General features: G+C 66.0%; 16 protein-coding genes, 1 tRNA gene, 3 pseudogenes and 1 riboswitch. Of the genes and pseudogenes, 7 read left to right on the forward strand and 13 right to left on the reverse strand.

The window, feature by feature from the left end:
• Window position 1: 1 nt before the first annotated feature.
• Window positions 2-1,084, reverse strand: coding sequence for a DNA polymerase IV (dinB, locus tag AC0IX7_RS19095; RefSeq protein WP_471813421.1), 1,083 nt, complete (start codon window positions 1,082-1,084; stop codon window positions 2-4).
• Window positions 1,085-1,182: 98 nt separating this feature from the next.
• Between dinB and AC0IX7_RS19100 the strand changes: the two genes are divergently transcribed.
• Window positions 1,183-2,613: a phospholipase D-like domain-containing protein gene (locus AC0IX7_RS19100; RefSeq protein WP_471813422.1), complete on the forward strand. Its 1,431-nt coding sequence runs from the start codon at window positions 1,183-1,185 to the stop codon at window positions 2,611-2,613.
• Window positions 2,614-2,774: 161 nt separating this feature from the next.
• On the opposite strand, the gene ctrA is transcribed toward AC0IX7_RS19100, so the two are convergent.
• From ctrA to AC0IX7_RS19115, 3 genes and pseudogenes are all read right to left on the reverse strand, one after another.
• A complete protein-coding gene (gene ctrA / locus AC0IX7_RS19105; RefSeq protein WP_248522879.1) occupies window positions 2,775-3,476 on the reverse strand; it encodes a response regulator transcription factor CtrA in 702 nt (233 codons plus the stop codon).
• A gap of 305 nt (window positions 3,477-3,781) precedes the next feature.
• Window positions 3,782-5,577, reverse strand: a pseudogene (gene mqo / locus AC0IX7_RS19110) (malate dehydrogenase (quinone)).
• A gap of 189 nt (window positions 5,578-5,766) precedes the next feature.
• Window positions 5,767-6,672, reverse strand: coding sequence for a LysR family transcriptional regulator (locus AC0IX7_RS19115; protein ID WP_398457474.1), 906 nt, complete (start codon window positions 6,670-6,672; stop codon window positions 5,767-5,769).
• Window positions 6,673-6,812: 140 nt separating this feature from the next.
• Between AC0IX7_RS19115 and AC0IX7_RS19120 the strand changes: the two are divergent.
• Both AC0IX7_RS19120 and wrbA read left to right on the forward strand, forming a co-directional pair.
• Window positions 6,813-7,556: pseudogene (locus AC0IX7_RS19120) on the forward strand (pirin family protein); the annotation flags it as partial.
• A gap of 116 nt (window positions 7,557-7,672) precedes the next feature.
• Window positions 7,673-8,275, forward strand: coding sequence for an NAD(P)H:quinone oxidoreductase (wrbA, locus tag AC0IX7_RS19125; RefSeq protein WP_471813424.1), 603 nt, complete (start codon window positions 7,673-7,675; stop codon window positions 8,273-8,275).
• A gap of 110 nt (window positions 8,276-8,385) precedes the next feature.
• Here the strand turns inward: wrbA and AC0IX7_RS19130 are convergent, their stop codons facing one another.
• The 3 genes from AC0IX7_RS19130 to AC0IX7_RS19140 all read right to left on the reverse strand — a co-directional run bounded on the left by AC0IX7_RS19130 (window position 8,386) and on the right by AC0IX7_RS19140 (window position 9,392).
• The gene (locus AC0IX7_RS19130; RefSeq protein ID WP_471813426.1) at window positions 8,386-8,565 is read right to left on the reverse strand and encodes a hypothetical protein; all 180 of its coding nucleotides are present in this window, start codon (window positions 8,563-8,565) and stop codon (window positions 8,386-8,388) included.
• Window positions 8,562-8,798 (reverse strand): hypothetical protein, encoded by a 237-nt coding sequence (locus tag AC0IX7_RS19135; protein WP_471813427.1) that lies wholly within the window; start codon window positions 8,796-8,798, stop codon window positions 8,562-8,564. The genes AC0IX7_RS19130 and AC0IX7_RS19135 overlap by 4 nt, the downstream gene beginning before the upstream one ends.
• A 168-nt stretch (window positions 8,799-8,966) precedes the next feature.
• On the reverse strand, window positions 8,967-9,392 hold the full coding sequence (locus AC0IX7_RS19140) for a hypothetical protein (protein ID WP_471813429.1): 426 nt from the start codon (window positions 9,390-9,392) through the stop codon (window positions 8,967-8,969).
• Window positions 9,393-9,770: 378 nt separating this feature from the next.
• Window positions 9,771-9,847, forward strand: a riboswitch (Fluoride riboswitch).
• A gap of 23 nt (window positions 9,848-9,870) precedes the next feature.
• Here AC0IX7_RS19140 and AC0IX7_RS19145 point away from each other — a divergent pair.
• The 3 genes from AC0IX7_RS19145 to AC0IX7_RS19155 all read left to right on the forward strand — a co-directional run bounded on the left by AC0IX7_RS19145 (window position 9,871) and on the right by AC0IX7_RS19155 (window position 12,442).
• Window positions 9,871-11,226, forward strand: coding sequence for a voltage-gated chloride channel family protein (locus AC0IX7_RS19145; RefSeq protein ID WP_471813431.1), 1,356 nt, complete (start codon window positions 9,871-9,873; stop codon window positions 11,224-11,226).
• 155 nt (window positions 11,227-11,381) lie between these two features.
• Window positions 11,382-12,020 carry a serine hydrolase gene (locus AC0IX7_RS19150; protein WP_471813433.1) on the forward strand — a complete coding sequence of 213 codons (639 nt, stop codon included), beginning with the start codon at window positions 11,382-11,384 and terminating at the stop codon, window positions 12,018-12,020.
• A complete protein-coding gene (locus AC0IX7_RS19155) occupies window positions 11,996-12,442 on the forward strand; it encodes a serine hydrolase (RefSeq protein WP_471813434.1) in 447 nt (148 codons plus the stop codon). Before AC0IX7_RS19150 ends, AC0IX7_RS19155 begins: the two co-directional genes overlap by 25 nt.
• Window positions 12,443-12,529: 87 nt before the next feature.
• On the opposite strand, the gene AC0IX7_RS19160 is transcribed toward AC0IX7_RS19155, so the two are convergent.
• From AC0IX7_RS19160 to AC0IX7_RS19185, 6 genes and pseudogenes are all read right to left on the reverse strand, one after another.
• Entirely contained in the window at window positions 12,530-12,868 is a 339-nt protein-coding gene (locus AC0IX7_RS19160; RefSeq protein ID WP_471813436.1) for a hypothetical protein, read from the reverse strand.
• Window positions 12,869-13,104: 236 nt separating this feature from the next.
• A tRNA-Glu gene (locus AC0IX7_RS19165) sits at window positions 13,105-13,178 on the reverse strand.
• Window positions 13,179-13,225: 47 nt separating this feature from the next.
• A pseudogene (recJ, locus tag AC0IX7_RS19170) lies at window positions 13,226-14,987 on the reverse strand (single-stranded-DNA-specific exonuclease RecJ).
• 383 nt (window positions 14,988-15,370) lie between these two features.
• Window positions 15,371-16,054, reverse strand: coding sequence for a prolyl hydroxylase family protein (locus AC0IX7_RS19175; protein ID WP_471813437.1), 684 nt, complete (start codon window positions 16,052-16,054; stop codon window positions 15,371-15,373).
• A gap of 114 nt (window positions 16,055-16,168) precedes the next feature.
• Entirely contained in the window at window positions 16,169-17,170 is a 1,002-nt protein-coding gene (locus AC0IX7_RS19180) for an RcnB family protein (protein ID WP_471813439.1), read from the reverse strand.
• A gap of 349 nt (window positions 17,171-17,519) precedes the next feature.
• On the reverse strand, window positions 17,520-18,065 hold the full coding sequence (locus AC0IX7_RS19185) for a (2Fe-2S)-binding protein (RefSeq protein WP_471813440.1): 546 nt from the start codon (window positions 18,063-18,065) through the stop codon (window positions 17,520-17,522).
• Between AC0IX7_RS19185 and AC0IX7_RS19190 the strand changes: the two genes are divergently transcribed.
• Window positions 18,064-19,464, forward strand: coding sequence for a sugar MFS transporter (locus AC0IX7_RS19190; RefSeq protein WP_471813441.1), 1,401 nt, complete (start codon window positions 18,064-18,066; stop codon window positions 19,462-19,464). The genes AC0IX7_RS19185 and AC0IX7_RS19190 overlap by 2 nt on opposite strands.
• The last annotated feature ends 74 nt before the right edge of the window (window positions 19,465-19,538 follow it).

Consider the following 19,538-nt stretch of genomic DNA (forward strand, 5'->3'; position numbering starts at 1 on the left):
GTTACAGCAAGCTCGGCTGAACCTCCTCTTCGTCGCCCATGATCCCGGACAGCGTCAGGCCGAGCAGTCGAACCCCGTCCGGCACGGGCAGTTGCGCCATCAGCAACTCCAGCCCGGCCTCCAGAAATGCCGCTTTGTCCGTCACCGCCGATACCGAAGACCGGGCGCGCGTGATCGTACGGAAATCGGCATGGCGGAGTTTCAACGTGATCGTCCGGCCGCGCGTGCCGTGTCGCTCGATCCGTACCCATGCCGCATCCGCCACCCGCTGCAGGGCAGCACGCAAGTCCTCGGCAGTGGTCAGGTTCGTCTCGAACGTCCGCTCCGCCCCGACCGATTTCGCCGCGCGATTGACCCGCACCGGACGATCGTCGATCCCGCGCGCCGCCCTGTAGAGATACTCCGCATAGCTGCCGAAATGCGCCTGGAGGAAGGCAAGGCTCTGCGCGAACAGGTCCGCTCCGGTGAGGATGCCGAGCCGCTCCATCTTCTGCGCGGTCACCGGCCCGACGCCGTGGAAGCGCTTAACCGGCAAGGATTGCACGAACGCTGCGCCACGCTTCGGCGTGATGATGCAGATTCCGTCGGGCTTGTTCTGGTCCGACGCGAGCTTGGCGATGAACTTGTTATAGCTGACCCCGGCGGATGCGGTGAGGCCGGTATCCGCCTTGATCCTGGCGCGGATTTCCTCCGCGATCGCCGCCGCCGTGCCGAGACCGCGAATATCCTCGGTGACGTCGAGATAGGCTTCGTCGAGCGACAACGGCTCGATCAGGTCGGTATAGTCGGCGAAGATCGCGCGGATCCGGTCGGACACCTCGCGGTACACGTCGAACCGCGGCGGCACGAACACCAGGTCGGGGCAGCGTCGGATCGCGGTGACCGACGGCATCGCGCTGCGCACCCCGAACGCCCGCGCCTCGTAGCTCGCCGCCGCCACCACGCCGCGGGCGCGCGACCCGCCGACCGCCACCGGCCTGCCCCTGAGCGAGGGATCGTCGCGCTGCTCGACCGAGGCGTAGAAGGCATCCATGTCGACATGGATCACCTTGCGCTGGGCGGGAGGCTGAGTAGGAGGAAGCATGAGCGCGTTAGATAGGCGCGCAAGGGGCGGCGATACAGGTGCATCCGCAACCAATCGCGCGGCCGCGGGTACTGCCGACGGGCAACGAAGGGACGCGAATGCAGGTCGGGACGGAATGCTGGCGGGTCGAACGCGCCGAACAGATGGCGGTGATCGTCGACGCAGAAAAGTATTTCCGTACTGCGCGCGTCGCCATGATGGGCGCCAAACGCCGCATCCTGTTGATCGGCTGGGATTTCGACGCCCGCATCGAGCTCGAACCCGGCGTCGATCGTCCCGGCGAGCCGAAGAAACTTGGCGAATTCATGCTGTGGCTGGTCGAGCGCGAGCCTAACCTTGAGGTGTTCGTGCTGCGCTGGGATACCGGTGCGATCAAGTCGCTGTTCCGTGGCTCGACGATCTTCACGATGATGAAGTGGATGAAGCACAAGCGCATCCACACCAAGCTCGATGGGCATCATCCGACCGCTGCGTCGCATCACCAGAAGATCGTGATCATCGACGATGCGCTGGCGTTCTGCGGCGGTATCGACATGACCGGCGATCGCTGGGACACGCGCGAGCACCGCGACGACGAACCGCACCGTATCCAGCCCTCGGGCAAGCCGTACAAGCCGTGGCACGACGCCATCAGTGCCGTGCAGGGCCCCGTCGCACATGCGCTGGGCGAGTTGTTCCGCCGCCGCTGGCATCTGGCAGGCGGCATGAAGATGGAGTCGGGCGAACCCGGCAGCACATTCTGGCCAGAGGGGCTCGAAGTCGATTTCCGCGACGTCGACGTGGCGATCGCACGCAGCGAGCCCGAGATGTCCGATCAGGAGCCGGTATACGAGAGCGAAGCGCTGTTCCTCGGCCAGATCGCGCGGGTGAAGAAGCACCTCTACATCGAAAGCCAGTATTTCGCGTCGCGCAAGATCGCCGAGGCGGTCGCGAAGCGCCTCGACGAGGCGAACGGTCCCGAGATCGTCATCATCAACCCGACTACCGCGCAGGGCTGGTTGGAGCCGATCGCGATGGATACCGCGCGTGCGCGGCTGATGGAGGCGCTGCACCGGCGCGACACCTACAACCGGCTGCGGATGTATCATCCGTTCACCGCGGGCGGCGAGGCGATCTATTGCCATGCCAAGATCCTGATCGCCGACGAGGAGGTGTTCCGGCTCGGCTCGTCGAACGTGAACAACCGCTCGCTGCGGCTCGACACCGAGTGCGACCTGGCGATCCGCGCAACCGATGCGGCGACGTCGAAAGGGATCGTCGCAATCCGCGACGGGCTGATCGCGGAGCATCTCGGCGTCGAGCCGCAAGTCGTCAGCGATCTGATCGCGGAGACAGGCTCGCTGATCAAGACGATCGAGCGCCTGCGCGGCGAGGGCAAGACGTTGCAGCCTTATGAGGTGCCGGACCTGACCTCGGTCGAGGAGTGGCTCGCCGACAACGAGGTGCTCGATCCGGAAGGCCCGCAGGAGATGTTCGAGACGTTCAGCAAGCGCGGCCTTTTCCGCCGGTTGCGGCGGAAGAAGAAGTAGACCCGCCCGCACCCGTCATCCTGACGAAAGTCAGGACCCAGGGTTCCGAACACACCGCTTGATTGCCCTGGATCCTGACTTTCGTCAGGATGACGGGGTAAACAGGAAAGGCCGCGGCACCCCCGGTACCGCGGCCTCAAGCGCTCCCGAATACAGGGGAGTTACGCGACTTGGGTTTCGAGCGCTTCGTCGGGTTCGCGCAGCACATAGCCGCGACCCCAGACGGTCTCGATGTAATTCTCGCCATCGCATGCCAGGCTGAGCTTCTTCCGCAGCTTGCAGATGAACACGTCGATGATCTTCAGTTCGGGCTCGTCCATCCCGCCATAAAGATGGTTGAGGAACATTTCCTTGGTGAGCGTGGTGCCCTTGCGGAGCGACAGAAGCTCCAGCATCGCATATTCCTTGCCCGTCAGGTGCACGCGGCTGCCACCGACCTCGACCGTCTTCGCGTCGAGGTTCACGGCCAGCTTGCCGGTCCGGATGACCGACTGGCTGTGACCCTTGGAGCGACGGACGACGGCATGGATCCGTGCGACCAGTTCCTCGCGGTGGAACGGCTTGGTGACATAGTCGTCGGCGCCGAAACCGAAGCTCCGCACCTTCGAGTCCATTTCGTTCACGCCCGACAGGATCAGCACCGGCGTCGACACGCGCGCGACCCGGAGCCGCTTGAGCACGTCGTACCCATGCATGTCCGGCAGGTTTAGATCGAGCAGGATGATGTCGTAATCATACAGCTTGCCCAGATCGAGGCCTTCTTCCCCGAGATCGGTGATGTAGACGTTGAACCCTTCGGTCGTCAGCATCAGCTCGATAGCCTTTGCCGTGGTCGGCTCGTCTTCGATCAGCAGAACCCGCATGCGTCGTCCCCTTGTCGCGAGACCGCCCGACACCCCATGTCTGCAGCTCGACTTCGATTCATTAACCACACAACATCTGAAGGCAAAAGGTTAATTTCGAGCTAAGTCTTGCCGCCCAACGCGTTTCGACACCGGCTGAGCCGCTGATTTTCTTACAATTTAACGGTTTCTATCGCGTGCTTGCGTATGAGCGCCGCGACGCAAGGCTCAGCGCCAGTTTCGATTCGTTCGTCCCGAGTAGCGCTCGCTACCCGGGACGAACAGACACTGAGACCGTGCAGCCCTTAGCTTCTACCCCTTCGCTTCTACAGCGCCAGATCGGGGCTGCGATCCGGCTTGACGCGCATCGCCGCCGGACGCGGTTGCGCCGCTACGCCTACCGTCGGCGACGGCACCGCGAGTTGCAGCGTGTCCGCGGTTGCCGCCCAATGCTCCGCCAGCACGTCCGGGTTCTCGTTCAGCATCACGCCGTAGGTCGGCACGATCTCGCGGATTTTCGCTTGCCACCCGGCGGTCGCCAGGTGGTTCGGGAAGACCGTCTTCAGCAGATTGAGCATGATCGAGGGCGCGGTAGACGCGCCCGGCGACGCGCCCAGCAGCGCGGCGATCGAGCCATCCTTCGACGCGACGATCTCGGTGCCGAGCCTCAGGACGCCGCCCTTTTCCGGATCGCGCTTGATGATCTGGACGCGCTGGCCGGCCTGCCACAACCGCCAGTCGCCATCCTTGGCACCGGGGAAATACTCCCGCAGCGCATCCATCCGGTCGCTGTCCGACATGATCAGCTGGCCTGCCAGATATTCGACCAGCTCGAACTCGTCCCAGCCGACCGCCATCATCGGCCGGAAATTATCGAGCGTGACCGACGCGGGAAGGTCGAAATACGAGCCTTCCTTGAGGAACTTGGTCGAGAAGGTCGCGAACGGGCCGAACAACAGCGCCTGCTTGCCGTCGAGGAAGCGCGTGTCGAGATGCGGCACCGACATCGGCGGCGAGCCGACCGCAGCCTTGCCATAGACCTTGGCGAGATGACGATGCGTGATCTCGGGCTTGTCCGCGACGAGGAACGAGCCGCCGACCGGGAAGCCGGCATAGTCGTCGGCCTCGGGGATGCCCGACTTTTGCAGGATCGGCAGCGCGCCGCCGCCGGCGCCTGCGAACACGAAGCGCGCCTTGATGATCCGCTTCTCGTCGGTCTTCATGTCGCGCGCGGTGACGCGCCAGCGCGCTTTCTTGCCGCCGATCGTCTCGCGTTCGAGCTCACGGACTTCATGGCCGGTGGTCAGCGTGAAGTTCTGCTGTTTGACCAGCGACGCGATGTATTGCCGCGTCACCTCGCCCCAGTCGCAATCGGTGCCGAGCGGCGAGCGCGTCGCGGCGAGCTTCGTACCGGGCGCACGGCCTTCCATCATCACCGGCACCCATTGTGCGATCTGCTTCGGGTCGGTGGTGTATTCCATGCCCGAGAACAGCGGGCTCGCCTGGAGCGCGGCGTGGCGCTTCTGCAGGAAGGCGACGTTGGCATCCCCCAGACCAGATTCATGTGCGGCGTCGAATTGATGAACGAGCGCGGATTGCCGAGGATGCCGGAATCGACCTGGTGGCTGAGGAACTGGCGGGTGACCTGGAACTGCTCGTTGATCTCGACCGCCTTGGCGATCTCGACCTTGCCGTCGGCCTTATTGACCGGCGTGTAGTTCAGCTCGCACAGCGCCGAGTGGCCGGTGCCGGCGTTGTTCCAGCCGTTGGAGCTTTCATCGGCGACCTTGTCGAGGCGTTCGACCAGTTCGATCGTCCAGGTCGGTTCGAGTTCGCGCAGCAGCACGGCGAGCGTCGCGCTCATGATGCCGCCGCCGATCAGCAGGACGTCGACCGTCCGCTCGGTGGTCGCCGCATCGGCGTGCGCGAGCGGCAGGGCTGCTGCACCGCCGGCGACGATGGCCGAGCCGAGCAGGTTGCGGCGGGTCACGCCGGTCTTGGCTGCTGGAGAAGTCTTGGCTGCTGGAGAAATCGTGTCGTTAGCGTCTGGCTGCATGGTCATGCCTTTTCGTTTCGGCATGGTCCGCTGTCCCGACACAGGCCGAAGACGACGAAAATCCATGACCGGATTATCGGGTCAGCCACGCGAAAATCACGGAAATCGATACACGTACTACCGACTGAGCGCGGCCGCTGCTCAAAGTCCTCATCCCGGTATCGGGTGTCGTTGGGATGGCGCTGCGGTCTAAACTCGAGTGCCTGTCCAGCCTCTCACATGGCATCCGGCCCGGTTTTGCGCAAGGTCGCCGCTTCAGGCTTGCCCTGCGTTCGGATCGCGGAGGCGGGCGGCGAGGAACTCGATCAGCGCCTCGACCCGGGCTGGGCGCAGCGGGCTGGGCGGCGTGAGCAGGTGGAGGCCGATCTTCGCGGGTGCCCAATCGTCGAGGATGGTGACCAGCGCGCCCGATCCGATATGCCGGTCGACGATGAAGTCGGGCAGGCGCGCGATGCCGAGGCCGGCGATCAGCGCGGGGACGATCGCCTCGCCGCTGTTGGCGGTGAGCTGGCCCTGTAGTCGCACCGAGACGTCGGCGCCGCCGGGGCCGTGGAAGCGCCACGGGCCGACGACGTTCGAATAGCCGACGAGCTGGTGTTCGCCGAGCTGGGCCGGGTGCGTCGGCGTGCCGTGCTTCGCGAGGTAGCTGGGGGCGGCGACGGTGTGCGCCTGGATGCTGCAGAGGCGGCGGGCGCGGAGCGAACTGTCGGGCAGCTCGGCGATCCGCAACGCGACGTCGAAGCCTTCGGCGACGATGTCCACGCGCGCATCGGACAGGTGGAAATCGACCTCGATACCGGGATGCGCGACGAGGAACTCGGCGAGGATCGGCGCGACGTTGGTGACGCCGAAGCTCATGGGGGCGGCGAGGCGGACGCGGCCGGTATGCGCGCTGGCGGCGTCGTGCGCGGATTCTTCGGCGGCGCGGGCTTCGGCGAGGATACGCGCGGCGTGCTCGGCGAGCGGCTTGCCGGCTTCGGTCAGCGCGAGACGGCGTGAGGTGCGGTGGAAGAGCGACTGGCCGAGATGCGCTTCGAGGCGGGTGATCGCCTTCGAGACGGTCGCCTTGCTGAGCCCGACCGCGTCGGCGGCGGCGCTGAACGAGCGGTGCTCGACGACGCTGGCGAAGATCGCCCAGGCTTCGAGATCGGGCAGGCGCATGGGGACTCCAGATCTTCCCCTCCCTTCCAGGGAGGGGAGCAAGAGTAGGAACATTACCAACCGAAACGATCGGTTTCCAGCGTTTCTATTTACGGTGTGATCGCAGCGCTTATTTTGGCTTCAACCAGTGGAGACATTTCATGACGACCACGACCCTTTCCAAAGTTGCCCTTTCCAAAGTTGCCCTTTCCAAAGTTGACCGCCGCCCCTTCGAAAGCCTCGGCCATGCCGATCACGGCTGGCTGAATGCCAGGCATCATTTCTCGTTCGCGAGCTATTACGATCCTGCCCGGATGGGTTGGGGCGCGATCCGCGTGTGGAACGACGACCAGATCGCCGCGAACTCCGGGTTCCCGCCGCATCCGCATCAGGACATGGAGATCATCACCTATGTCCGCAGCGGCGCGATCACGCATCAGGATTCACTCGGCAACAAGGGGCGCACCGAGGCTGGTGACGTTCAGGTGATGAGCGCCGGCACCGGCGTCCGTCACGCCGAGTATAACCTGGAGCCCGAGACGACGACGATCTTCCAGATCTGGATCGAGCCTTCGCGCAAAGGTGGCGCGCCGAGCTGGGGTGCCAAGCCGTTTCCCAAGGGCGAGCGCTCCGGCCAGTTCGTGACGCTCGCCAGCGGGTTCGAGGGCGACGTCGATGCATTGCCGATCCGTGCGAACGCCCGGGTGCTGGCGGCGACGCTGAAGGCCGGCGACAGCGTCGACTATGCAGTCGGCGACGGCCGCCACGTCTATCTGGTGCCCGCGACCGGCGCGATCACGATCGGCGACGACGCCTTCGGTGCGCGCGACGGAGCGGCGCTGCTGGGCGGCCAGACGGTGACGATCACGGCTCAAGACGACGCCGAGATCGTTCTGGTGGACTCGAGTAGAACTCCCTCCCGCTTGCGGGAGGGGTCGGGAGGGGCTTCCTCCCGCGATCCCGCCCGGAACTGCCCCCTAACCCCTCCCGCAAGCGGGAGGGGAACTCGAAGGAAACACTTATGACCAAGGTTCTCGTGCTCTATTACTCGTCCTACGGCCATATCGAGCAGATGGCGGATGCCGTCGCCGAGGGCGCGCGCGCCGGTGGTGCCGAGGTCGACATCCGCCGCGTCGCCGAGACCGCGCCGCAGTCGGTGATCGAGGCCGCGCATTTCAAGACCGACACCGCACATGCCGAGATCGAAGGCCCCGCCGCGCTCGAGCAGTATGACGCGATCATCGTCGGTGCGCCGACCCGCTTCGGCCGGATGCCCGCGCAGATGGCGCAGTTCTGGGACACGACCGGCGGCCAGTGGTTCTCGGGCGCGCTGATCGGCAAGGTCGGCGGTGCGTTCACCTCGACCGCGAGCCAGCATGGCGGCCAGGAAACGACCTTGTTCTCGATCATCACCAACCTGCTGCATCACGGGCTGACGATCGTCGGGCTCGACTATGGCTTCCAGGCGCAGATGGGCGTCGATGCGGTCAAGGGCGGCTCGCCTTACGGCGCGACGACGCTGTCGGACGGTGACGGCAGCCGCCAGCCGAGCAAGGACGAACTCGATGGCGCCCGCTATCAGGGCAAGCGCATTGCCGAGACCGCGGCGAAGCTGAAGGGCTGAACCGGGTCGGATTGCCGGGATCGACGCACAAGCGTCGGTCCCGGTTTTGTGTCCGGACCAGCTGCTCTCCGCGACACGCTGGACCAAATGGTCCAGCATGCCTAGCCGACTTATGGGGCGGGGCGCAGGGTGATCCGGGTCAGTTCGGAAGGTCGGCCGAGGCGCAGAGCAAAGCCCGGCCACAGGGCCGTGCCGTTGCTGACATAGAGCGTCATGCCCGCCACCTCGTAGCGCCCGGACACGAACCCGCCATTGGCTGGGGCGACCAGTTTATCCAGACCAGCGATCATCCCGCCATGCGTGTGCCCCGATAGCTGAAGCGCGATCCCCGGGCGGCGGCGCGGCGCGCATCCTTGGGCTGATGATCGAGCAATATGACGGGTACGTCGTCCGGGGATCCGGCGAGCGCCGCGGACATGTCTGGTCCGGCTTGGCCCACGCCCGGTGCCGACAGGTCGGTGACACCGGCCAGGACCAGTCGCGCATCGCCACGGGTCAGCACGGCATGGGCATTCGGCAGCATCCGGATTCCCAACCCTGCAAGGTGGCGCATCCACGCCGCGTAATCGAAGAAATACTCATGGTTGCCCGGATCGCGTAGACCCCGTCGGGTGCACGGAGACTCGGAGCGGCTCGACATCGTGGCTGCGCATGGCGACCGAGCCGTCGATGAAGTCGCCGGTCACGACGATCAGGTCGACCCCGACGCGTTCGCCCGATCGACGGTCTGGCGGGCCCAGCGCTCCGGGAACAGCCGACTGATGTGAAGGTCGGTCAGTTGCAGGATACGATACCCGTCGAACTCGGGCGGCAGGTCGCGTATCGCGACCTCGATGTCGTTGATCGGCGGCACGCGGATGGCATTGCCGACGCCGATCGCCGCGAGCAGCGCCGCCAGTCCTGCAATGGCGAAGCGCACGCCATCCGGAACATGCACCGACCGCGACCGCACGAGCATCGTTGCCAGCGTTCCGAGGTCGAGCAGAATCTGGAAGACGGCGAGCAGCACGATCGCGCCAAACGCCCAGTTGAACAGGATCACGACCGTACGGGGAAACTCAGGCGCGAACACCGATCCCGACGAAAGCCGGCTCCAGAAATGATATTGCGAGGCCATGAGCAGGAGGACTGCGATACCCCCTTGGCCCAGAACGGCAGGGCTAGCGGCCAGAGCCATCGGACGATGACGAGCAGGCACGGGGTCGCGAAGATGAGGTGAAAGATCGTCGGTCTCCGTCGAAATACGGTGGCGTGAACGCGGGTACGAGCGCCTCCCGCTCGATCTGCAACCATGTACCTCGCAGGGCAAGGATGGCATTCGTCGAGTGCGCGTCATCTGCCGAAGCATCGGGGCAGGGCAAGCGATTTTGCCGGACTCCTACATCCCCTTCGTGAACCAGCACGAAAGAACCACCCGATCGGCTCCAGATGCCCGTTCTAAACCACCAGCGAACGCTTGTCCGGCGTTGACGGTTACACGATCAGGCGACATAGGCGACCCAACGGCGATGGATTTCCGCCGGGCAATGTGGCCGAACCGCTCTGGCAAGAGCTGATGATTCCTACTTGGCGCCGACAGGCAGCAAGGAGGATTTGTGCGCGCTACCTTTCATACCCTCATCACCGATCTCGACATCGCGACCTTCGTCCGGAACCGCCACGACCATGCCGTGTCGGTCGTGCGCTGGGCGCTGATCCTCGTGCCGATGGCGGCGCTTGTCGGGACGCTGTGCGCAGCCTTTCTGTGGAGCCTCGACGCGGTGACGCGACTGCGTTTCGCGGCGCCCTGGCTGTTATACTGCCTGCCGATCGGGGGCTTCGGGGTCGGGTTGCTCTACCATCTCACGGGCCGCTCGGTGGAGGGTGGCAACAACCTGATCGTCGAGCAGATCCACGAGCCGGGCGGCGGGGTGCCGCTGCGGATGGCGCCGCTGATCTTCTTCGGCACGGTGGTGACGCATCTGTTCGGCGGCTCGGCCGGCCGCGAAGGCACCGCGGTCCAGCTTGGCGGCAGCCTCGCCAGCGGTTTCGGCCGTGCGCTCCGGCTCGATGCGGACGGCACGCGAATCCTGTTGATGACGGGGATCGCGGCTGGGTTCGGAGCGGTGTTCGGCACGCCGATCGCTGGCGCGGTGTTCGCGCTCGAGGTGCTGGCGATCGGGCGCGTCGAATATCGTGCGCTCGTGCCGTGCCTCGTCGCCGCGCTCGTCGGCGACTGGACGTGCCTCGCCTGGGGAATCCACCACGGTGTCTACCGGGTCGATGCGTTGATCGTTGTGGATGCGCTGCTCGTCGCCAAGGCGGGCCTTGCCGGGGTCGCGTTCGGATTGGTGGGTCTCGCCTTCGCCGAGGCCAACCACGCGCTCGGCGGGTGGCTCAAGCGGATCGTGCCCTATGGTCCGCTCCGCCCGCTGATCGGCGGAATCGCGGCGATCGCGCTCGTCTTCCTGTTCGGCACGCGCGACTATCTGGGGCTCGGGACGCTGGCGGCGACGCCGGACGGGCTGACCATCGCCAGCTTCTTCGGACCGGACCCGCATCCGTGGAGCTGGGCGCTCAAGTTCGTGTTCACCGTCGTCACGTTGAGTTCCGGCTTCAAGGGCGGGGAGGTGACGCCGTTGTTCTTCATCGGCGCGGCACTCGGTAGCGCGCTGGCGCCGCTGTTCGGCGTCCCGACCGGGGTGTTCGCCGCAATCGGTTTCGTCGCGCTGTTCGCGGGCGCCGCCAATACGCCGCTTGCCTGCACCTTCATGGGAATTGAGCTGTTCGGTGCGACCTATGCGGTTCCGATCGCGGTCGCATGTTTCGTGGCGTACCTCTGCTCCGGGCACAACGGTATCTACCTGTCGCAGCGTGTCGCCGTCGCGAAGACGCCTGCGGACGGCCTCGTTCCTAACGCGACGTTGCGCGAGGCGCGCGCAGAGCGTGCCGCACGCCGCCGGCATCGCTGACCGCCGAAGTCCAGTGCTTGCGTCGGATCGACCTCTAAGCGCGCCGAAGGCCCTAGCCGCGGGTTTCGCCGGACGGTCGAGGCGCTACACGGTGAGAAAAGGAAGTCTTGTTGACGCTTGAATCGTTTTGTCGGGGCATCGGCGCCGTTGCCGGGATGTCCGTCCTGGCTGCCTGCGTGCCCGCCGGACGCCAGTCCCTGCCGCCTTCGGCGGTGCCCATCACCGTGCAGACGACGGCACCGGCCCCACGATTGCCGACACGGGCGCCAGTACGACCAGCGGGCCGGCCACAGCCATCCGCCGACCTGCTCAACGCGGTGCAGGCCCTTGGGGCGGGGTTCAAGGGACAGGTCGGTATCAGCGTACGCGATATCGACGAAGGCTGGGTCGTCGCATGGGACGGCGACCGGCCACGACCGCAGCAAAGCGTGAGCAAGCTATGGGTCGCGATCACCGTCATGGATGCGGTGGATCGCGGCCGCCTGTCGCTGACCGATCCCGTGACGGTCACGCGCGCCGATCTGACCCTCTTCCACCAGCCCATCCGGGCACTGGTCGGCAAGGACGGTTACAAGGCCACCATCGGAGAGCTGCTGCGCGGCGCGATGACGCGCAGCGACAATACGTGCAACGACGTGCTCCTCTGGCGGGTCGGGGGCCCGGTCGCGGTGAACCGGATGCTCGCGGACAAGGGCGTTTCCGGCGTCAAGTTCGGCCCTGGCGAGCGGCAGTTGCAGGCGCGTACCGCAGGACTGGAATGGCGCCCGGAATGGGCGGGGGCTGGGGCTTCCTGAAAGCGCGGGCGGCGATGAGTTACGAAGCGCGCGATCGGGCTCTCAACCGGTATCTCGCAGCGCCGATCGACGGGGCGTCGGCGAACGGCATCACGCTCGGCCTGTCGCTACTGTCGCAAGGCAAGCTGCTAACCGCACGCTCGACCGCATCCCTGCTAACCCTGATGCGGTCCAGCAAAACGGGTCCGCTCCGGCTCAAGTCGGGGCTCCGGCCCGGCTGGACTCTCGCGCACAAGACCGGAACCGGGCAGGATCTCGGCAACCTGTCGACCGGTTACAACGATGTCGGACTGCTCGTCGCGCCGAACGGCCACCGCTATGCCGTCGCCGTCATGATCGCCAGTACCCGCCAGGCCATCCCGGTACGGATGCGGTTGATGGGCGACGTGACGCGCGCGATCGTCGCCTCGGAACGTCGATGACCGCGCCGCCGGAGCGCGGCTAGGCCGTCGACGGCTCGGGCCCAGCATCGACGGCGGAGTCATTCGGCTCCCTGCGAGAGGGTTTGGTCAGCGCTGCTTCTTGGTCGTGGTTGCCGTGAAATCGGGGTCCTTGTTCGCTACCCAATCGACAAACTTCCGCACGGCGGGGTCGGCGAGCAGGCCGTCCACGTCCATCCCGTGGCGTTGCAGTTCGGAATTGGTGAAATTCGCGGTGAGCGTCTGCTGGCAGATCGGATGCATCGGCACGACATCGCGCCCGCCCCGGCTCTTGGGGACCGGATGGTGCCAGACGACCGTCTTGCCCGTAGGGCGGCCGCAGAGCCAACACGCTACGATCGCGACCGGAGCCTCTTCGTCCTGCTGCAGGTCTTCATAGGGACCATGTTTCGAATGTTTACGGGCCACGCGTCGACTTCCCTGATCTGGACTGCCACCCCGGCAGCATATCGATCCGCTACACCAACCCCGGCGGGAACCCGAGCAGGAACGCGCCCGAGGACGCTGCGCTCCGCAATTTACTGGTGCCTCGACCCCGCTGAACCGCAGCTGTAAGCAGGCCGCACGCATGGCCCACCAACTTGCAGGCTGTTGGCGCGTAACGAAAGTGCTCGTGTAAAATCAGCAACATCGTCGATAAACGATGGTGACCCCTACGGAATCGAACCCGTGCTTCAGCCGTGAAAGGGCCGCGTCCTAACCGCTAGACGAAGGGGCCTGCGTGGTTGGAGGCGCCTAAAAGGAAGCCGCTACGGCGTCAACCCCTCAATCGGCCCAGGCAGCGTCTTCGACGTGCAATTCGGCTGACGGGCGCGAGGACCAGTCGTCGATCTTCGCGCGGCCGGCCAGCCACAGTTTCCGGTGGGGGCAGCGCCCAGCAGCGCCTGGCCCAGCGCGCTCTCGGCGGCGCGGAAGGCCATCGCCTTGATGCTGCGGCCGTCGTCGCCCGCGACGATCGTGCGGACATGGCCATTGCCGACGATGTCCGCCTTGATGACGCGGACCGGGCCCATCGCCACTCTTGGTGCGGGCCAGCCCATGCCATAGGGGCCGCCGGCTTCCATCGATTCGACGAGGCCGGGATTTACGCCGCCCGCCGCGAGGACTGCATCGAGCAGGAGCGCGCGGTCGCCGTTCGAGCGCTCCACCGCGGCGGCGAGGCGTTCCTCTAAGAAGTCGGTGAAGGCGGGGATTGCGGCTTCGCTGATCGTCAGGCCGGCGGCCATCGCGTGACCCCGCCCGCCACGAGCAGGCCGTGTTCGCGCGCGGCCATCACTGCCGCCCCGAGGTCCACGCCGGGGATCGAGCGGCCGGAGCCCTTGCCGATGCCGTGCTCGTCGATCGCGATGACGATCGCGGGTCGGCCGAGCTTCTCCTTCAGGCGGCCCGCGACGATGCCGATCACGCCGGGGTGCCAGCCATGTCCCGCGACCACCGCGACGGCGCGGTCTCGGCTGGAAAGGAGGTCGGCGGCCTCCTGGACGGCGGTTTCGATCGCGCGGCGTTCCTCGTTGAGGCGGTCGAGTTCGGTGGCGATCGCGCGCGCTTCGTCGGGGTCTTGCGTGGTGAGCAGGCGGACGCCGAGATCGGCGCGACCGACGCGGCCGCCGGCGTTGATGCGGGGCCCTAGCGCGAAGCCTAGGTCGGTGCAGGTCGGGTTGCGGGTCAGGCGCGAGGCCTCGATAAGGGCTGCCACGCCGATGTTCTTGCGCGCGCCCATGACTTTCAGGCCCTGCGACACGAACGCACGGTTGAGGCCGCGGAGTTGGGCGACGTCGGCGACGGTGCCGAGTGCGACGATGTCGAGCAGGTCGATCAGTTTGGGCTCGGCGCGCTCGGCGAAGAAGCGCCGCGGGCGCGGAGCGTGCGGACGAGCGCGGCGGCGGCGAGGAAGCACATGCCGACCGCGGCGAGGTGGCCGTGCGCGGCGCCTTCGGTCTCATCGAGGCGGTTGGGGTTTACGAGCGCGAGGGCGTGCGGGAGCGCGGTCGAGCATTTGTGGTGGTCGATGACGATCACGTCGACCTTCGCGTCGCGCGCCGCGTCCAGCGCCTCGAACGCCTGCGCGCCACAATCGACCGTGACGATCAGCGTGGCACCTTCGCCGGCGAGGCGGACCAGCGCTTCGCCCGACGGGCCGTATCCTTCGAGCAGGCGATCGGGGATGTAGGCGCGCGCCTTGATGCCTAGGTCGCGCAGGACCAGGACCATCAACGCTGCGGAGGTGGCGCCGTCGACGTCGTAATCGCCGAAGATGGCGACCTGTTCGCCGGCCTGAACGGCGTCGGCGAGACGCTCGGCGGCGCGGTCCATGTCGCGGAAGATCGACGGATCGGGCATGAACGCGCGGATCGAGGGTGCGGTGCGCGTCGAGCGCGTGGCGGGGGCAGCCTCGGGCGAGGAGGAGCTGGGTAACCAGGTCATCGCCCGAGCCGTTGATCCCAAAGCCGTCCCGACCGTCGGCGGCGAGCGCGCGCCAGCGCCAGGGTTGGCCGAGGATCGAAGAGGTTACGCCGAGAACTGTCATGCCTCGGACGTAGTGGTTGTGGGGGATTGTCGAGCGGACCGAGCATTGTGCGAGCGCTCGCACCATCATCCTGACGAAAGTCAGGATCCAGGATTACGGGAGTGGGCGTTCATGGCTCTGGATCCTGACTTTCGCCAGGATGACGTGAAGGGGGTGGAAAGGGGCTTGTTGGTGGGGAAGGAGAAGACGCTCCCGCCCCCGCACCCGTTCGTGCTGAGTAGCGACCGAGTAGCTTCGCAGAAGCGTATCGAGGGTACGTATCGAAGCATGGGATCCGCGCACCAACCTGTCCTTTGATACGCCGTCTCGATACGTGGCTACGCCACTACTCGACGGCTACTCAGGACGAACGGAAGGGGGAATATCGCCATTCCCAGCTTTTCTCACTTGATCCAAGGCCGCTCGCGGAACCACTTCGTCACGATATACTTCACGCCCTCCATCACCGGCATGCCCTCGTGCAAGGTCAGCCCGTTCGGCGTCCCATCCGGGTTCATATTGTTCCACGCGAGCAGCATGCCGCGTTTCGGGGCGATCTTGATGCCGGCCTGCGGGAACCACGTCGCGCCGCCTTCTGGGACGTCATTGAGGAACACCATCGCGGTCCAGGTGCGCTGGCCGCCCTGCTCCTGCATCTTCGCCCAATAGCTCTCGGACTCGTGAAAATAATCATGGTGCGCGCGGAATTGCTGGCCGGGGGCGTAGCGCTGGCCCTGCATCGTCTCGCCGTGGAGCAGGTCGATCCCGAGCAAGGTCGCGATCGCCTCGTCGGTCGGCTGCACGTCGGGGGACCAGCGATCCATGTCGCAGCTCTCGCTGGTCCGGAAATTGCTGTTCGGGCGATCGGACAGCAGCGTCGACGGCCGCCGCTTCGAATCGATCATCGCGATCAGCCGCTTGCAGGTTGCGGGATCGAGGAACTTGTCCTGATAATAGAATTGCACCGTGTCCATCGCGATGCGCTGCACCGCCGGATTGGCGTCGAGCCGCGCTGCGACCTGCGATCCGAAGGCCTGACGAAGCGCCGCGGCCGGATCGACCTTCTTGGCTTTTGAAAAGATACCCACGCCACAGGATTTGGCGAACTGGCCCCGAAAGGCAAGAGGGGAAACGCAAGAGCCCCGCGGCGATCTGGACCACCGCGGGGCTCTCCCTGTTACCTCGTGCTGGCGGGCCTCGACCTACCAGAAGATGTCGTACACCGTGTCGACCACGCGACCGCTGTCGAGATCGACCAGCAACGCGTCGTTGTAATAGCGCACCCAGCGATAGGGGCCGTACGCCTCGGGCAGGCGATAGGTGTACGGGTCCTGGATCCAGTAATTCTGATTGTAGAGGATCCGGTTCAGCGAGAAGCCGACCCCGAAGCGTCGATAGCCCGAACCCCAGCCGCTCGGCGCGTAGTAGCGTGGGAGGCGGTAGGCGCCGCGGTTGGACGCGCGGTAGTTGCTCCAGGAATAACGGTTGTCGTTGCGCCAGCCACGGTTCCACGCGCCGCCCTGGTTGTAGTGGCCCTGATTGTAGCCGCCACGGCCATAGCCCTGGACGTTGCCGTATGCGCGGTTGGGTTGGCGGTTCTGATAGCCGTCGCGGCCTCCGTTGCGCCAGTCGCCCCGATTGTCGCCTCGGCCGTCGTTGCGCCCGTCGTTACGCCAGTCGCCGCGTCCGTTGCGATCGAATTGGCCGCGATCCGCCTGCTGATTGCCGCGATCGAAGCCGGGGCGACCCTGGTCGCGGTTCCAGTCGCCGCGGTTCTGAGTGGCTTGCGAGTCGGGACGGGACTGGCCGTTCCAGCCTTGACCATTGCCGCCTTGGCCGTTCCAGCGCTGGCCGCCGCGATTCTGCCCGTTCCAGTCGGGACGACCTTGGCCATCCGGACGATCTCCGCGGAGCTGCTGCTGTGTGCCGAGATCTGCGCGTTGCGGGCGCTGGCCTTGGTCGGGTGTGGCGGGGCGGTCGGGACGTTGCTGCTGGAAGGCCTGGCCGTCCGGGCGCGGGCCACGATCGCCGCGATCGGGACGCTGGCTGCGGTCTTGACGCGGTCCGCGATCACCGCGGTCCTGGTCGACCTGTTGCGCGCTGGCGCTGGTCGCCATCATCGCGGCCGGTACCAAGGCCGATGCCGCCATCAAGAGTTTGAGAAACCTGCCCGTCATCGCCGTCGTCCTCGACTGCCGGCGCACGAGCCGGCTCCTATGATGGGTTGGGTCTAGACGGTGCGGCGTGTGGGGACGCTGAATGGGTTCGTCAGTGATTAGACAGGTTTGGGTGCGGCTCGGGTTTCAAGCGCGCTCAATCTTATATCCCGGCGGAGGCCGGGCCCAGTTGGGGGCGTCGATAATGAAGGTCGGCGCGTCATCATTGCCACCTTCCAACTGGGCCCGGCCTCCGCCGGGGAGGTGAGAGAGGGTGGTGAAGCACATAGGCCCCGGTGGTCTACGTCTCGCGAGATCCTTGTTCTCCCGCGAAGGCGGGAGCCCAGTCTGGACTCCCGCCTTCGCAGGAAACCATGCTTGGTTTTGAGCGCGCGCTCTACCGCGCCGGCGGCGGGACCAGCGCAGGCACCAATCGCGCCGAATCCGCCGGATCGATCCCCGGCCTCGGCCCCGCCGGTATTACCTCTTCCCCGCGCATCGCTCTTCCGGCCCGCTGCATCGCCTCGACCACGCGCGGATAGACCCCGCACCGGCACAAATTGGCGATCTGCTCGCGGATCACATCATCGCTTGGGTCGGCATTCCGCTTCAGCAACGCCGCGGCGGCCATGATCATGCCCGGGATGCAGAACCCACATTGCGGCACCGCCTCCGCAATGAAGGCCAGTTGCACCGGATGATTGCGTTCGCGCGACAGCCCTTCGATCGTCGTGACGTAGGCGCCTTCGATCGACCCGATCGGCACGCGGCAACTGCGCACCGCGCGCCCGTCGATATCGACCGTACACGCGCCGCAATGCCCGGTGCCGCAACCATATTTGGTCCCCGTCAGGTTCGACGCGTCGCGCAGCGCCCACAGCAGCGGCGTCTGCGGATCGAGCTTGTATTCGATCGGCTCGTTGTTGACGGTGAAGCGGCTCATGCTCGCCGTCCTAGCCCGCCGGGACGGATCGCACCACGCGGCATTGCCACGCGCTGCCGCCCCGGCTTATGTCGCGCGGAAATACCGCGAGAGGGCGCAACACGATGCACGTCGATACCAAATCCACTTCAGCGGCGGGGGCGATGCCAGCCACGGCTACGACGCGCCCGACCTGCGCGTGTTCGTGTTCGCGCTGTTCTTCATCTTCGGCGGCATCACCTCGCTGAACGACATCATCATTCCGAAGATGAAGGAGCTCTTCACGCTCGACCACGCGACCGCGATGCTGGTCCAGTCGGCGTTCTTCCTCGCCTACGCGCTGTTCTCGATTCCCGCCGCCGCGATCGTCCGGAAAGCGGGCTACATGCGCACCGCGTCGATCGGCCTCGTGACGATGACCGCGGGCTGCCTGTTGTTCATTCCCGCCGCAGGCCAGGCGAGCTTCGGCATGTTCCTGTTTGCGCTGTTCGTGCTCGGCGCCGGCATCACCGTGGTGCAGGTCGTCGCCAACCCGCTGATCTCAGCGCTCGGCCATCCCAAGTCCGCCTCGAGCCGCCTCACCTTCGCGCAGGCGTTCAACTCGCTCGGCACCACCATCTTCCCGTATGTCGGCTCGGCGCTGATCCTCGGCGGGCTGGCCACGGTCGACTCGTCGAAACTCACCGGTGCTGCGCTCGACGCGTACCGGACGGAGTCGTCGCGGACGGTCGTCCACACCTATATCGGCCTCGCGATCGCGCTGCTGATCGTCGCCGCGGTCGTGTGGACGCGTCGCAACCGACTCAACGAGGAGCAGGACCAGACCGGCAGCATCTTCCACGCCTTCACGCTGCTCAAGCGTCCGCGCTTCGCGATGGGGACGGCGTGCATCTTCCTGTACGTCGGCGCCGAAGTCGCGGTCGGCTCGCTGATCGTGAACTATCTCATGCAGCCGAGCGTGATGGGCCTGAGCGACGTCGCGGCGGGCAAGCACGTGCCGTTCTACTGGGGCGGCGCGCTGGTCGGCCGGTTCATCGGCGCATACGTGCTGAACAAGGTGTCGCCGGGCAAGGTGCTCGCGGGTGTCGCGACGGGCACGCTGGCGTTGATCCTGATCTCGGCGAACACCGAGGGCGCGATGTCGGGCTGGGCGCTGCTGGCGATCGGCCTGATGAACGCGGTGATGTTCCCGACGATCTTCTCGCTGGCCTCGGAAGGTCTCGGCAAGCGTGCGGCGGAAGGCTCGGGCGTCATCGCCACGGCGATCGTCGGCGGCGCGATCATCCCGTATCTGACCGGGATGCTGGCGGACAAGTCTGGCAGCCTGCACTTCGCGCTACTGCTCCCGGCGATCTGCTACGCACTGATTCTGGCGTACGGCCTGTACGCCCGGAAGCCGGTGGTCGAAGCGGTCGCCTAACCCACTCCGTCATCCTGGGGCCGACCCAGGATCCAGAGCTACGAACGCCAGCGCTAGTGGCTCTGGATCCTGAC

The organism is Sphingomonas sp. AC411, assembly GCF_979253035.1.

What these genes read in the sequence shown, in the direction of transcription:
- AC0IX7_RS19130 (WP_471813426.1), bottom strand. Translation starts at nt 8,565, where the DNA reads ATGATCGCTGGTCTGGATAAACTGGTCGCCCCAGCCAATGGCGGGTTC.
- wrbA (WP_471813424.1), top strand. Translation starts at nt 7,673, where the DNA reads ATGACCAAGGTTCTCGTGCTCTATTACTCGTCCTACGGCCATATCGAG.
- AC0IX7_RS19100 (WP_471813422.1), top strand. Translation starts at nt 1,183, where the DNA reads ATGCAGGTCGGGACGGAATGCTGGCGGGTCGAACGCGCCGAACAGATG.
- ctrA (WP_248522879.1), bottom strand. Translation starts at nt 3,476, where the DNA reads ATGCGGGTTCTGCTGATCGAAGACGAGCCGACCACGGCAAAGGCTATC.
- dinB (WP_471813421.1), bottom strand. Translation starts at nt 1,084, where the DNA reads ATGCTTCCTCCTACTCAGCCTCCCGCCCAGCGCAAGGTGATCCATGTC.
- AC0IX7_RS19135 (WP_471813427.1), bottom strand. Translation starts at nt 8,798, where the DNA reads ATGCTGCCGAATGCCCATGCCGTGCTGACCCGTGGCGATGCGCGACTG.
- AC0IX7_RS19185 (WP_471813440.1), bottom strand. Translation starts at nt 18,065, where the DNA reads ATGAGCCGCTTCACCGTCAACAACGAGCCGATCGAATACAAGCTCGAT.
- AC0IX7_RS19190 (WP_471813441.1), top strand. Translation starts at nt 18,064, where the DNA reads ATGCTCGCCGTCCTAGCCCGCCGGGACGGATCGCACCACGCGGCATTG.
- AC0IX7_RS19150 (WP_471813433.1), top strand. Translation starts at nt 11,382, where the DNA reads ATGTCCGTCCTGGCTGCCTGCGTGCCCGCCGGACGCCAGTCCCTGCCG.
- AC0IX7_RS19155 (WP_471813434.1), top strand. Translation starts at nt 11,996, where the DNA reads ATGGGCGGGGGCTGGGGCTTCCTGAAAGCGCGGGCGGCGATGAGTTAC.
- AC0IX7_RS19115 (WP_398457474.1), bottom strand. Translation starts at nt 6,672, where the DNA reads ATGCGCCTGCCCGATCTCGAAGCCTGGGCGATCTTCGCCAGCGTCGTC.
- AC0IX7_RS19140 (WP_471813429.1), bottom strand. Translation starts at nt 9,392, where the DNA reads ATGGCCTCGCAATATCATTTCTGGAGCCGGCTTTCGTCGGGATCGGTG.